The organism is Amycolatopsis sp. NPDC098790 (assembly GCF_044759945.1).
GTDB lineage: Bacteria > Actinomycetota > Actinomycetes > Mycobacteriales > Pseudonocardiaceae > Amycolatopsis.
Genome location: NZ_JBIWAI010000001.1, coordinates 1,315,856 through 1,328,923, shown reverse-complemented (window position 1 = coordinate 1,328,923; position 13,068 = coordinate 1,315,856). Strand labels below are relative to the sequence as shown.

The window sequence follows — 13,068 nt, the reverse complement described above, 5'->3', positions numbered from 1 at the left end:
ACATCGGTGGGACTTAGGGCCACTCAACGGGTTACTCATCAGTAAGGACGGTTAGTCTCCCCGCACCACCACTGCTTTGATCAACGCAGTTTCCCGGACGAAAGGCACCCGAACGATGGGCGCTCTGCAACTGACGCTCGGCGGGATCTCCGTCGTGCTCGGCCTCGTCGCGTGGGGCATGTTCGCCGCGACGATCGCCCGTTTCGTGCGGGTGATCCGCCTCGGGCAGCCCGATTCGACGCGCAACGGCCCGTTCATGCCGCGCATGAAGACGCTGATCAAGGAGTTCGCCGCTCACACGCGGATGAACCGCAAGAAGAGCGTCGGGCCGGCCCACTGGCTCGTCATGTGGGGCTTCCTGCTCGGCTCGCTCGCCCTGTTCGAGGCATACGGCGAGGTCTTCGTCCCGACGTGGGGCTGGCCGATCCTCGACGACTTCCCGCCGTTCCAGCTGCTCATGGAGCTGCTCGGGCTCGGCACGATCGTCGGCATCCTGGTGCTGATGGCGATCCGCCAGCGCAACCACCCGCGCCGCGCCGACCGCCAGTCGCGCTTCGCCGGCTCGAACTTCAAGTGGGCGTACTTCATCGAGGCCGTCGTCCTGGTCGAGGGCATCGGCATCATCGGCGTCCGCGCCGCGAAGTCCGCGCTGAACACCCACGAAGGGCCGATGTGGGCGTCCTTCGTCTCGAACCCGATCGGCCAGCTGCTGCCGGCCAGCCCGAACCTGGTGACGATCTTCGCGTTCGTCAAGCTGATGAGCGCCACGGTCTGGCTGATCGTCGTCGCGCGCACGATGACCATGGGCATCGCCTGGCACCGCTTCAGTGCGTTCTTCAACATCTACTTCAAGCGCGAGGCCGACGGCGGCGTCGCCCTCGGCGCGCTCAAGCCGATGATGAGCGGCGGCAAGGTCCTCGACCTCGAGGAAGCCGACCCGGACGAGGACACCTTCGGCGTCGGCAAGATCGAGGACTTCAGCTGGAAGGGCTGGCTGGACTTCTCGACGTGCACCGAGTGCGGCCGCTGCCAGGAGCAGTGCCCCGCGTGGAACACGGGCAAGCCGCTGTCGCCGAAGCTGGTCATCACGCAGCTGCGTGACCACGCCTACGCGAAGGCGCCGTACCTCATGGCCGGTGGCAAGCGGGACATGGCGGGCGACGAGGTCGGCTTGTCCGGCGACAACATGTACGCCGGGATCGACGTCCTCGCGATCGCCGAGTCGCAGAAGGCCCTGATCGGCGACGACGGCGGCGTCATCGACCCGGACGTCCTGTGGTCCTGCACCAGCTGCGGCGCGTGCGTCGAGCAGTGCCCGGTCGACATCGAGCACGTCGACCACATCGTGGACATGCGCCGCTACCAGGTGATGATCGAGTCGTCGTTCCCCAGCGAGCTGAACGGCATGTTCAAGAACCTGGAGAACAAGGGCAACCCGTGGGGCCAGAACGCCAAGGACCGGCTGGCCTGGACCGAGGACCTGGACTTCGAGGTCCCGGTGTTCGACGGCGACATGGGCGACGCCGAGTACCTGTTCTGGGTCGGCTGCGCCGGCGCGTTCGAGGACCGCGCGAAGAAGACAACGCGCGCGGTCGCCGAGCTGCTGCACATGGCCGACGTGAAGTACAAGGTGCTGGGCTCGGAGGAGTCCTGCACCGGTGACCCGGCCCGCCGCGCGGGCAACGAGTTCCTGTTCCAGATGCTGGCGCAGCAGAACGTCGAGGTCCTGAACTCGGTGTTCGAGGGCCGCGAGCGCAAGGCCCGCAAGGTCGTCGTGACCTGCGCGCACTGCTTCAACACCCTCGCCAACGAGTACCCGGAGCTGGGCGGCCAGTTCGACGTCGTGCACCACACGCAGCTGCTGAACCGCCTGGTCCGCGAGAAGCAGCTGGTGCCGGTGGCGCCGGTCGCCGAGGACGTCACCTACCACGACCCGTGCTACCTCGGCCGCCACAACAAGGTCTACGAGGCGCCCCGCGAGCTGGTCGGCGCGACCGGCGCACAGCTGCGTGAGATGCCGCGGCACGGCGACAAGTCGATGTGCTGCGGTGCCGGCGGCGCGCGGATGTGGATGGAAGAGAAGATCGGCAAGCGGATCAACGTCGAGCGCGTCGACGAGGCGCTCGGCACCGCGCCGTCGAAGATCGCGACCGGCTGCCCGTTCTGCAAGGTGATGCTGAACGACGGTCTCACGGCCCGTCAGGCCGACGGCAGCGCGAGCGAGAAGGTCGAGATCGTCGACGTCGCGCAGATGCTGCTGGAGTCGGTCAAGCGCAAGCCGGAGCCGAAGCCGATCGCCCTCGGAGCGCCGTCGCTCGCGCAGGAGTGACAGACGGACGAGAAACGCACGGCCCCGACCGGGTTACCGGTCGGGGCCGTTTCTCATTGCGTGAAACGCGGAAATCGATTACACGAATAACGTTCACAATATTCACCGCAATGGCCCATCAGGGCGGAAACAAACGTTGGCCAAAAGCCTGTCCACCGGGCGTAAGCTGGCCTTTCCTCGCCGCCACCGCTGCCAGCGAGGCCACTTCGACGATCAAGGAATCAGGGGGCAGCGTTGATGGGCGAGGACCTGCGGTCCACGAGAACCGGGTTCGGGGAAACCACCGGCAGGCACGCCCTCCGCGACATCCCGCCCGTCGGCGAGTACCGCATGGAGCCCTCCTCCGGCGCGCTTCCCACGCAGCGGACGCTCGTCCGCCCGTACGTCCTGACGCGCGGCCGCACGCAGTCGCGGCGGCACCTGGCGATCGAAGCCCTCATCTCCACCCGGACCGGCGCGTCCTGGAACGGCGCCCGGCTGACCGGCGAGTTCCGCTCGGTGCGTTCGCTGTGCCTCCACCCGCGCTCGGTCGCCGAGGTCGCGGCCCGGCTCAGCGTGCCGCTCGGCGTCGCCCGGGTGCTGCTCGACGACATGGCCGAGCAGGGCCTGATCACGATCCACGACACGCGGGTGAACACCGAAGGCCGCCCGGCCGTGGCGCTCATGGAACGCGTGCTGCACGGCCTGCGCCGCCTCTGACCATTACGCTCACCAAGGTGAGCGAGGAACCCGAAAAGCCCGGTGGCGAAAGCACGCTGACCGTCCTGCTCGCCGGTGGGGTGAACCTGGCGATCGCGATCATGAAGCTGATCGCGGGCATCATCACCGGCTCCGGCGCGATGCTCTCCGAAGCAGCCCACTCGGTGGCCGACACGTTCACCGAGGTCCTGCTGCTGACGGCGTTGAAACGTTCCGACCGGCCCGCCGACCGCGTGCACCCCTTCGGCTACGGCAAGGAGCGCTACTTCTGGTCGCTGCTGGCCGCCGTGTCGATCTTCGCATCGGGCTCGATGTTCGCGCTCTACGAAGGCGTGTCGACGCTGTTCGGCCACGGCGAGGCGCAGAGCACGTCGATCCTCAGCTACATCGTGCTGGCGGTCGCGTTCCTGCTCGAGGGCACGTCGTGGGTGCAGGCGGTGCGCCAGACCGTCCGGGAGTCCAAGGCCGAAAACCGGTCGTTCTGGCAGTACCTGCGGCTGATCGACGACCCGACGCCGAAGACCGTCCTGTTCGAGGACTCCGCCGCCCTGATCGGCCTGCTGGTCGCGTTCGCCGGCATCGGGCTGCACCAGATCACCGGGTCGGAGGTGTGGGACGGCGTCGCGTCGATCGTCATCGGCGTGCTGCTGGCCTGCGTCGCCTACCTGCTCGGGCGGACGAACCGCGGCCTGCTCATCGGCCGCCAGGCCAACCCGGAGATCGTCCGCGGCGTCCGCGACCACCTCTCCGCCGCGCCGGAGATCGAGGCCGTCGTGGACCTGCAGACGATGCTGATGGGCACCGACCAGGTCCTCGTCTGCACCCGCGTCGACTTCGACGACTCCCTGAGCGCCGGCGACCTCGAACGCGCGTGCGTCCGGCTGGCGGGCGAGCTGACCGAGTCGTTCAACGACGTCACCGAGGTGTTCATCGAGCCGGTGCCGCGGACGGACCCGGAGCTGCGCGCGACCGTGCTGGCGCGCTACGGCGAGATCGCGGAGCGGTGGAACGCTCCGAACCAGTAGCGGTCAGTACCCGAAGTCCTGGACCCAGTAGTTGCCCGCCTTTGTGAAGCCGACGCCGATCTTCGTCAGCGAGCAGTTCAGGATGTTCGCGCGGTGGCCCTCGGAGTTCATCCACGCGTCCATGACCTGCGCCGCGGACGTCTGGCCCTTCGCGATGTTCTCCGCGCCCGGCTTCGAGTAGCCGGCGATCTTGATGCGCTGGTCGAACGTCACGCCCTCGGGGTTGGTGTGGGCGAAGAAGTTGCGGGCCGACATGTCGTCGCTGTAGTCCTGCGCGGCGTCGGTGAGGTGCGATTCCTCGGTCAGCGGCTTGCAGCCGGCCTGCGCGCGCTCGTCGTTGACCAGGGAGACGACCTGCGCGGTGGTCGACTGCGCGACGCGGGCGGCGGCCTTGGTGGTCGGCGGCGGGGCCGCTTCGGACGTGGTCGGCGGCGCGGTCGTGGTCTCGGTCGGGGCCGGTGCCTCGCTGGAGGTCGTCGTCGGCGCGGGCGCCTCGGTCGTGGCCTGCTTCGGAGCCGGGGCCTTGCCGCCCGCGAGGTCGGTACCGCTGCCGCTGCCGGCTCCGGCCGGCGCATCGGGCAACACGAGCGCCGCGGCGCCGAGCTCGGCGGTGTTTCCTTCGGCGGTGGCCATCCAGGTGCCTGTCGCGGCGGAAAGGACGCCGAGCAGCACACTGAGTGACACCATCACCACGCGAGCACGTTCACCAATGGGGGACACGGCGCGAGAACGTATCACGGAACGATTACAGCGAGAACCCTACGAACGCGCTGATCACATTCCGGTCGCCGAGCATTCGACGACCGACCGGAATTTCGCGGCAATCGGACGCTCCGGCGTTACTCCGTTCAGCCGCTTCGCACGACGAAGGTGGCGTCGCCGGACGCTTGGACGGGGCGGCCCGTCGGGTCCTGGCCGGTGACGGTCGCCTTGCTCGTGAACCCCGCTTTCCCCGCGGTCGTCGTGCAGGTGTAGGTGATTTCGGCGTCCGCGGCGAGGTTCGCGACGGAATGCGCACACGTCTGCGTGTGGTCGTCCACGACGTACACCGCGGTGAGCGGGACGTCGCCGGTGTTCTTGACCAGGATCGAGAACGTGACCGTCGCGCCTTCGCGGACTTCGTACGGCGTCGCGTCCTTCATCAAGGCGATCTCCGGGTGGACGACGTCGACTTTTGCTTCCGCCGTCGATTGCACCGAGCGATTGGCCGGGTCCATTCCGGTTACTTCGACGGTATCCGTGAAGTCGTCGGCCGGTGCCTTTCGGGTGCAGGTGTAGATCCGCTTTTCCCCGGCGGCCAAAGCGCCGAATTGCTTCGCGCACGGTTTGTCGTCACGTGCGGACACGCTGGTCAGCGGGACGTCACCGGTGTTCGTGACGGTGATCCTGAACGTGACGTCGTCGCCTGCGCGGACCTGTGCCGGCTTCGCTTCTTGCGTGATCTTCACGGCCGGGTGAATGACGTCCAGCTCGTCGCTGTCCTTGGCCTCGACGGGCGGGCCGATCGGAGCTGTGGCCGTGACTTTCGCGGTGCTCACGACGTCGTCCTGCGGTGCGGTCGTGGTGCAGTCGTACTTCTGGACCTGCTGGGCTTCGAGGCGGTCGAAGGTCTTCGCGCACGGGTCGGCCTTGACGTCGGTGAGCGGGACGTCGCCGGTGTTCGTGATGGTGATCGTGCTGCTCACGGGGTCGCCGGGGTGGAACGGGCCGCCGTGGAGGTCCTGCGTGATCGTCAACCCGGGGTGGACGACGGTGTAGGCCGCGTCGTCGGTGGCGCTGACCTGGCGGTTCACCGGATCGGTGCCTTCCGCGGTGGCGGAGCTCACGAAACTGTCGGTGCTGGCGTTTACCGTGCAGGAGTGGTGCTGGGAAGCGCCGGGAGGGAGGATGCCGATGGTCTGAGCGCACGCCGGAGTGCGACTGTCCGCAATGGACACTGCGGTCAGGGGGACGTCGCCGGTGTTCGTGACGACGAGGGTGAACGTGACGGTGTCGCCTTGCCGGACCCGCGCGGGCGTCGCGTCGTTCGTGATGGTGATCGCCGGGTGGATGACGTGGACCGGTTGCCCGGCGGTGGCGGTCACGGGACGGTTCGTGGCGTCGGTACCGGTGACTCTCACGACGGCGGTGAAGTCGGCTTCGCCGGCGGTTTGCGTGCAGCTGTAGTTCCGCGTGGCTCGCGGTTCGAGTGAACCCAGGGATTTGGCGCATGCCGGTGCGCCCGGGTCGGCCACGGAGACGTCGTGCAGCACGCTGTCGCCGGTGTTGGTGACGGTGATCGCCGACGTGACGGTGTCGCCGGGGCGCACGGTCTTCGGATCGGCGGACCGGGTGATCGCGACGGCCGGGTGGATCACGTCGATCGTGGCGGTGCTTTCCGCCGTGACCGGCGGGCCGACCGGTGCGGTGGCGGTGACCTGGATCTTGGCGGTGACGTCGTCAGCCGGTGCCGTGAGGGTGCAGCTGTAGGCCTTGGTGGCGCTTGGCTCGACGGTGCCGTCGAGGTCCTGGGTGCACCCCGTGGCTCGCGCCTGTGGTCCGGTGGCTCGTGGGGCGACGGGTGCCGGCGTCGACGAGTCCGTGACCCGGAGACCGGTCAGGGGCACGTCACCCGCGTTGTGCGCGGTGATGCGCAGCGGTACCGCGTCGCCCTCGCGGAACGGGCCGCCCGTCACCTGCGCGGTGATCGCCACGGCCGGGTGCTGCACCACGAACGCGGCCTCCGCGGTCGCCGTCACCGGACGGGCGGTCGGGTCGGTACCCGTCACCGTCGGCTTGTTCGTGACGCCGGTGGTGCCCGCGCGCGTCGTGCACGTGTACGTCCGCGTGTCCTGCGGCGGCAGCGTTCCGAGCGGCTTCGCGCAGTCCGCGACCTGGTCGTCCGTGATTGTCACGCCGGTCAGCGGCACGTCGCCGGTGTTCGACGCGGTGATCGTCCACGTCACCAGGTCGCCTTCGCGGACGGCCGCGGGCGAAGCCTGCGCGGCGAGCGTCACGGCCGGGTGGATCACGTCGACCACGGCGTCGTCGGTGACCGTCACCGTGCGGCCGAGCTGGTCTTTCCCCGACGCGGCCGCCGTGTTGGTGAAGTCGTCCGGCGGGGCCGGGGCGGTGCAGGTGTACGTCTGCCTGCCCTGCGGCGGGAGCGCGCCGATCGCCTTGGCGCACGCCGGGGTGCGGTCGTCGGTGACGGCGACGTCGGTCAGCGGCGCGTCGCCCGCGTTGGCGACCGTGATCGTGAACGTGACCGGGTCGCCGGCGCGCACGACGGCCGGTGACGCGTCCTTCGCGAGCGTCAGGGCCGGCGTGAGCACCGTGACGGTCGCCGACGCCGTGGCGGCCACCGGCCGACCCGACAGGTCGATGCCGGTGGCGGTGACCTGCGACGTCTTCGTCGTGGACGGGTTCGCCGTGCACGTGTACGTCTGCGTCGCGCCCGGGCCCAGGCCGTCGAACGTGCGCGAGCACGACGTCGTCGTGTCGTCGGTGACCTTCACCGGCGCGAGCGGGCTGTCGCCGGTGTTCTTGACCGCGACGGTGAACGTGACGGCGTCGCCCGCGTGGATCACCGGCGGGTCCGCGGTCTTGGTGACCTCGACGGCGGGCGCGATCGTCGGCGCGGGTGCGTCCGCGGTGGCCGTGACCTCCTTGCCGAGGTCGTCCTTGCCGAGGTCGTCGGTGGCGGTCGCGGTCGCGGTGTTGACGCCGTCGACGATCGGGGCCTTGGCCGTGCACGTCGTCGTGCGGCTCTCGCCCGGGGCGAGGGCTCCGGTGAGGGCGCACGCCGGTGCCTTCGGGTCGGTGACCCGCAGGCCGGAAAGCCCGGTGTCGCCGGTGTTCGTGACCTTGATCGTGAAGGTCGCGGTGTCGCCGGCGCGGTAGGCGGGCTGGTCGGCGGTCTTCGTCATGCCCAACGCCGGGTGCACGACGTCGACGGCCGCGGACGCGGTGCCGTCGAGCGCGTCGCCGAGGGTGCTCGTGCCCGTCGCCTTCACGGTGTTCGTGAAGTCGTCGGCCGGGGCTGGGCCGGTGCAGTCGTAGGTGACGGTCTGGTGCGGGGCGAGCGTGCCGAGTGCCTTGGCACACGCCGGAACGGCGTCGGCGGTGGCCTGCACGCCGGTCGCCGGGACGCTGCCCGGGTTCGTCACGGCGACGGCGAACGTCACCGGCTCGCCGGCGTGCGCCTTCGGCCGCGCCGGGCGCACGGCGACGTGGAGTTCGGGCACCGGCACGGAAAACGCCAGGTTCTGCGCGAGGTACGTGTCGCCGCTGGTGACGAAGCCGAGCTTCGTGCTCGTCGCGCCCGCGGGAATGGTGTCGACGTCGAACGACTTGGCGTCCACGCTGAAGTTGTTCTTCACGCCCGGCGCGGACGCGTTGTCCGCGTTGGAGATGAAGAAGTTCGACGTCCCGCCGGTCGCGGGCTCGGCGGCCGGGGTGCCGTCGATCAGGAACTGGTCGCCGGAGCCACCCCAGTCGCCGTCGTAGGCGGTGACGCCGACGTGCGCGTCGGCGGCCGCCGCGCGGAAGCCGGTAATCGTCGTTTCGGTGGGGACGTCGGCGGTCTGGCGGACGTGGCCGTCGTCCACGACGACCTTGCGCTTGTTGGGCGCGAAGTCCGGATTGCGTTCCAGGTACGCGTAGACCAGCGCGATCGACCAGCCGCCGACGCAGTCGAAGCCCTTGGGGGCCCAGACGTTGCCGACGGTCACGTCGAGCGGGGTGCCGGTCGGCACCCCGGCGAACCGGCTGGTCACGTCGGCGTGCGCGGAGTAGTACGGGCCGTCTTCGGTGAACGCCGAGGGTGCAACGTCGACCGATTTCGCGCTGCCCACCGAAAGCCGGACGTTCTGCGTCGCGGGGTTCCCGGGCGGCGGGATCGCGGGAACGCCCTCGCGGAACCCGCACGTCGTGCCGGTCGTGTTGCCCGCCCAGTTCAGCCGGGCGAAGACGATCCGGGCACCGGGCGGGACGCGGACGGACGCGCTCGCCGAGTCGAACGTGCCCGGGTCGGCGTCGACGTCCGCCCACTGCATGAAGAAGTCGTCGTTGACCAGGGTGTCCTTGCGGTCCGCGGTGTTCGCGCACGCCGTCGGAGTGTGCACCGCGCCGGCGGTCGGCGCGCGGTCGGCGGTGAGCGGGCAGCGCAGGACGCCGTTGCCCGCGTACAGGAAGTCGCCGTAGACGACGTCGTCGTAGCCGACCGCGAACGGTGGGGCGCCGGCCGCGCCGGCCGATGGCGTCACCGCCGATACCGAAATGATCATTGCCAGAACGAGAACCAAGCGAAGCGGCCTATTCGGCAACCGCATTCCTCGCTACCTCCGGGGGCCGGGACGACCTTTCGGAGCCTGGCACGAAAGAGGGGTTTACGCGCCGGTTCTCACCCGTCCGTGGCGCCGGTCAGCTTCTGCGTCGACTCGTGGGTGATCTCCGTGGCCGCCTCGACGAACCCGATCACCGTGCGGAGTTCGTCGTCGGTGTAGCGGTCGCACAGCTCGTACATGCGCTTGACCAGGTTGTCCCACAGGTGCACGCCGCTGGCGATGGCCTGCTCGTCCAGCTCGATGAAGACGCGGCGGCGATCGTCCGGGTGCGGGCGGCGGCCGACGATGCCCTTGCGCTCGAGCCGGTCGATCATCGCCGTCACCGACGCCGGCGCCAGGCCGGACAGCCGGGCCAGGTCCTTCGGCGTCTGCGGACCGAACCGCGCGAGGTAGTCCAGGACCTTGGCGTCGACCGCCGACAGCCCCCGCGTCTCGGCGATCGCGGTGTGGAACATGACCGTCTCGGTCGACAGCTCCCGCGACCTGAACAGGACTTCTTCGACCAGCTGAGCTCGCTCGCTTGACACGGCCGCCAGCCTAGCCCACTCTTTAGTTCGACAGAACGAATTAGTTTCTAAGAGATTCGAGGGGACGAACGAGATGACCAAGGCGCTGATCATCGGGGGCGGCATCGCGGGCACGATCACGGCCATCGCGCTGCACGAAGCCGGGCACGAACCGGTGCTGTTCGAGGCGTACGACCGGGGTGCCGAGGGCGTCGGCGCGTTCCTGACGCTGGCGGTGAACGGCCTGGACGCGCTGCTGCCGCTGGGGCTCAGGGACGTCGTCAAGAAGACGGGCTTCGACTCGCCGCGCATGTCGATCGCGCTCGGCAACGGCACCAAACTGGCCGAATTCCCCCTGGGCGGCACGCTGCCGGACGGCACGGTGAGCCAGACCGTCCTGCGCTCCGACCTCTACGTCGCCCTGCGCGACGAGGCCGCCCGGCGCGGGATCCACGCCGAGTACGGCAAACGCCTGATCGGCGCGAGCCAGCCGTCTTCGCAGGTCAGAGCCGAGTTCTCGGACGGCTCGCACGAAACCGGCGACCTGCTGATCGGCGCCGACGGGCTCCGGTCACGCGTCCGCACGATCATCGACCCGGACGCGCCGTCGCCGCGGTACGTGCCGCTGCTCAACACCGGCGGGTTCGCCGAAGGCCTGTCCCTGCCGGACGAGCCGGGCGTGCTGAACATGGTGTTCGGCAAGCGGGTGTTCTTCTGCCACGTCGTCAGCCCGGACGGCCGCGTCTGGTGGTTCGCGAACCCGGCGCGCAAGTCCGAGCCGACCGCGTCCGAACTGGCGACGCTCGCCGGCGAGAAGCTGCGCGCCGAACTGCTGCACCTGGTCGCGCCCGACCGGACGCCGGCGACGGAGATCATCCGCGCGACCCGCGAGGTCTACCCGGCGTGGCCGACGTTCGACTTCCCGTCGGTCCCGGTCTGGCACCGCGGCCGCATGGTGATCATCGGCGACGCGGCGCACGCGACGTCACCAGCGGCGGGCCAAGGCGCGTCGATGGCCATCGAAGACGCCGTCACGCTGGGCAAATGCCTGCGCGACGTACCGGACGTCGAGCGGGCGCTCGCCACCTACGAGGGTCTGCGGCGCGAGCGCGTCGAGGCCGTGGTCGCGGCCGGGAAGCGCAACGGCGACCAGAAGGTGATCGGCCCGGTCGGGCGGGTCGTGCGGGACTTCTTCATCAAGCGGGTGTTCTCGAAGCCGTTCGACGAGGACCCGAACGAGTTCATGTGGAGCCACCACATCGACTGGGACGAGAAGATCGCGGCCGCTTAGCGCCAGGTGTCGACGCGGTGGAAGTTCTTGTACGCCCGGCTCGGGGTCGGGCCGCGCTGCCCCTGGTAGCGGGACCCGGCCTCGCTCGAGCCGTACGGGAACTCGGCCGAGCTGGAGAGCCGGAAGATGCAGAGCTGGCCGATCTTCATGCCCGGCCAGAGCGTGATCGGCAGGTTGGCGACGTTCGACAGTTCCAGGGTGATGTGCCCGGAGAAGCCGGGGTCGATGAAGCCGGCGGTCGAGTGCGTGAGCAGCCCGAGGCGCCCGAGCGACGACTTGCCCTCGAGGCGGCCGGCGAGGTCGTCGGCCAGGGTGACGAGCTCGAACGTCGAGCCGAGGACGAACTCGCCGGGGTGCAGCACGAAGGGCTCGTCGCCCTCCTTCTCGACGAGCGAGGTCAGCTCGTCCTGCTGCAGCTGCGGGTCGATGTGGGTGTACTTGCTGTTGTCGAAGACCCGGAAGAAGCGATCGAGCCGGACGTCGATGCTGGACGGCTGGACCATGCCGGCATCGAAGGGGTCGATGCCGAGCCGGCCGGCGTCGAGCTCTTTGCGGAGGTCACGGTCACTGAGCAGCACGGCCGAAGCCTATCCGGTGGTAACAGACCACCCGAGAACGCATGCTCAGGCGACCCGCATGTGCTGCGCGTAGGAGGTGTCGGGCGCGAAGAGCTTCTCGAGCCGCTTCACGTACCCGCGGCGCCCGGCCTCGCCGATCCGCTCCTGCAAGGCGGTGGCGCCGGGAATGAGCCGCCGCACGGTCTCGGCGGCGAAGTTGACCCCGGCGACGGCGACGATCGCGGCCTGCGCGACGGGATCGTTCGGCAGCCCGAGGAAGTCGGCGTTGGTCTTCCCGAGCACGAGCCGGCTGATCGACGAGTGCACGGCGACGGAGACGTGCGACAGCACTTTCCCGACCGCGCCGCGCCCCTCACCGACGGCGGCGTTGGCCTCGATCAGCGCCTTGGCGAGCCGCTTGGAGTCGTCGTCCGGGATGAACTCGGTGGCGGCGAGCAGCCAGAGCAGGCGCCAGGCGTCCTCTTCGGAGGTGGGGAGCAGCTCGTCGTCGACACCCATGAGCCAGCCGATGTACCGCCAGAGGTGCAGGATGTCGCCGCGCTCGCGGGCGGAGTAGCGCAGGCCGAGCAGTTGCGTGCCGAAGACGTAGACGAGGGAGAAGAGGAGGAGGGTCCCGGCGGTCTGAACCTGGTTGACGGGCCGATCCCAGGCGGCGTAGTCCCAGTCGTCCCGCCGATTCATCGCGGCGCGCACGTGGGCGTGCACGAGCCGGATCCGCAGAGCGGAGGCATAACCCTTTTCACCGTGCTTGAGAGCGCCGGGGGTGGTGACGTCGATCCACCAGGTGGCGGTCTCGACGAGCCGCCGCGTGGCCTTGTATTCGATCTGCCCGGTCCCGACCAGGGCTTTCGTGGCGCGGGAGGCGAGGTAACCGCCCATCAGCGACATGTCCCCGAGCGGGAAGAGCCCGAGCAACCCGGCGCGCGTGATGGCCTTGGCCCCGCGTTCGAGGCGCTCGTCATCGACCCAGTAGGGCTTGGCGTCGACGTCGTCGAAGAACTCCTTGAGCGGCCCGTCCGCGGTGGCGCCGTTCGTCAACGCGTCTTCGAAGAGCCGCCGCCCTTCACCTTTGGGCAGCCGAGCCATCCAGGCGACGACGTCGTCGGCCCGCTGGTCCTGAACCTGCGCGAACTCCCGGATGCGCGCGACCTGCCGCTCGTCACCCCGGATGTCCCCATCGATGAACAGCCGCTGGGCCAGCCGGAACCCACCTTCCCGGAACAGCTCGGGCTCATCCATGGCGCTCACCTCCGAGGTCGACAACAAGTGTTGTCACTTGAAGCGGAGGAGTCAAGGAGGGAGGGGCCTGGACA

The 13,068-nt window shown here is 69.4% G+C and carries 9 protein-coding genes; 4 read left to right on the top strand and 5 right to left on the bottom strand.

The window, feature by feature from the left end; all coding sequences use genetic code 11:
* Window positions 1–115 precede the first annotated feature (115 nt).
* The 3 genes from ACIQWX_RS06605 (at window position 116) to ACIQWX_RS06595 (ending at window position 4,053) form a co-directional block, all read left to right on the top strand.
* Window positions 116–2,329: a (Fe-S)-binding protein gene (locus ACIQWX_RS06605; protein ID WP_400866482.1), complete on the top strand. Its 2,214-nt coding sequence runs from the start codon at window positions 116–118 to the stop codon at window positions 2,327–2,329.
* Between the two features lie 237 nt (window positions 2,330–2,566).
* Window positions 2,567–3,028 carry a DUF742 domain-containing protein gene (locus tag ACIQWX_RS06600; RefSeq protein ID WP_400866479.1) on the top strand — a complete coding sequence of 154 codons (462 nt, stop codon included), beginning with the start codon at window positions 2,567–2,569 and terminating at the stop codon, window positions 3,026–3,028.
* 17 nt (window positions 3,029–3,045) lie between these two features.
* Window positions 3,046–4,053, top strand: a complete 1,008-nt coding sequence (locus tag ACIQWX_RS06595) for a cation diffusion facilitator family transporter (RefSeq protein ID WP_400866476.1) — start codon at window positions 3,046–3,048, stop codon at window positions 4,051–4,053.
* Between the two features lie 3 nt (window positions 4,054–4,056).
* Here ACIQWX_RS06595 and ACIQWX_RS06590 read toward each other — a convergent pair whose 3' ends face one another.
* From ACIQWX_RS06590 to ACIQWX_RS06580, 3 genes are all read right to left on the bottom strand, one after another.
* Window positions 4,057–4,746 carry a CAP domain-containing protein gene (locus ACIQWX_RS06590; RefSeq protein WP_400866473.1) on the bottom strand — a complete coding sequence of 230 codons (690 nt, stop codon included), beginning with the start codon at window positions 4,744–4,746 and terminating at the stop codon, window positions 4,057–4,059.
* Between the two features lie 155 nt (window positions 4,747–4,901).
* On the bottom strand, window positions 4,902–9,320 hold the full coding sequence (locus tag ACIQWX_RS06585) for a hypothetical protein (protein WP_400866470.1): 4,419 nt from the start codon (window positions 9,318–9,320) through the stop codon (window positions 4,902–4,904).
* A gap of 116 nt (window positions 9,321–9,436) precedes the next feature.
* The gene (locus ACIQWX_RS06580) at window positions 9,437–9,907 is read right to left on the bottom strand and encodes a MarR family winged helix-turn-helix transcriptional regulator (protein ID WP_400866467.1); all 471 of its coding nucleotides are present in this window, start codon (window positions 9,905–9,907) and stop codon (window positions 9,437–9,439) included.
* A gap of 73 nt (window positions 9,908–9,980) precedes the next feature.
* On the opposite strand from ACIQWX_RS06580, the gene ACIQWX_RS06575 reads away from it, so the two are divergent.
* Window positions 9,981–11,177, top strand: coding sequence for an FAD-dependent oxidoreductase (locus ACIQWX_RS06575; RefSeq protein ID WP_400866464.1), 1,197 nt, complete (start codon window positions 9,981–9,983; stop codon window positions 11,175–11,177).
* Here the strand turns inward: ACIQWX_RS06575 and dcd are convergent.
* Window positions 11,174–11,755 carry a dCTP deaminase gene (gene dcd, locus ACIQWX_RS06570; RefSeq protein WP_086671086.1) on the bottom strand — a complete coding sequence of 194 codons (582 nt, stop codon included), beginning with the start codon at window positions 11,753–11,755 and terminating at the stop codon, window positions 11,174–11,176. The genes ACIQWX_RS06575 and dcd overlap by 4 nt on opposite strands.
* Window positions 11,756–11,800: 45 nt before the next feature.
* The gene (locus ACIQWX_RS06565) at window positions 11,801–12,994 is read right to left on the bottom strand and encodes an oxygenase MpaB family protein (RefSeq protein WP_400866461.1); all 1,194 of its coding nucleotides are present in this window, start codon (window positions 12,992–12,994) and stop codon (window positions 11,801–11,803) included.
* Between the last annotated feature and the right edge of the window lie 74 nt (window positions 12,995–13,068).

What these genes read in the sequence shown, in the direction of transcription:
- ACIQWX_RS06565 (WP_400866461.1), bottom strand. Translation starts at nt 12,994, where the DNA reads ATGGATGAGCCCGAGCTGTTCCGGGAAGGTGGGTTCCGGCTGGCCCAG.
- ACIQWX_RS06600 (WP_400866479.1), top strand. Translation starts at nt 2,567, where the DNA reads ATGGGCGAGGACCTGCGGTCCACGAGAACCGGGTTCGGGGAAACCACC.
- ACIQWX_RS06585 (WP_400866470.1), bottom strand. Translation starts at nt 9,320, where the DNA reads ATGATCATTTCGGTATCGGCGGTGACGCCATCGGCCGGCGCGGCCGGC.
- ACIQWX_RS06575 (WP_400866464.1), top strand. Translation starts at nt 9,981, where the DNA reads ATGACCAAGGCGCTGATCATCGGGGGCGGCATCGCGGGCACGATCACG.
- ACIQWX_RS06605 (WP_400866482.1), top strand. Translation starts at nt 116, where the DNA reads ATGGGCGCTCTGCAACTGACGCTCGGCGGGATCTCCGTCGTGCTCGGC.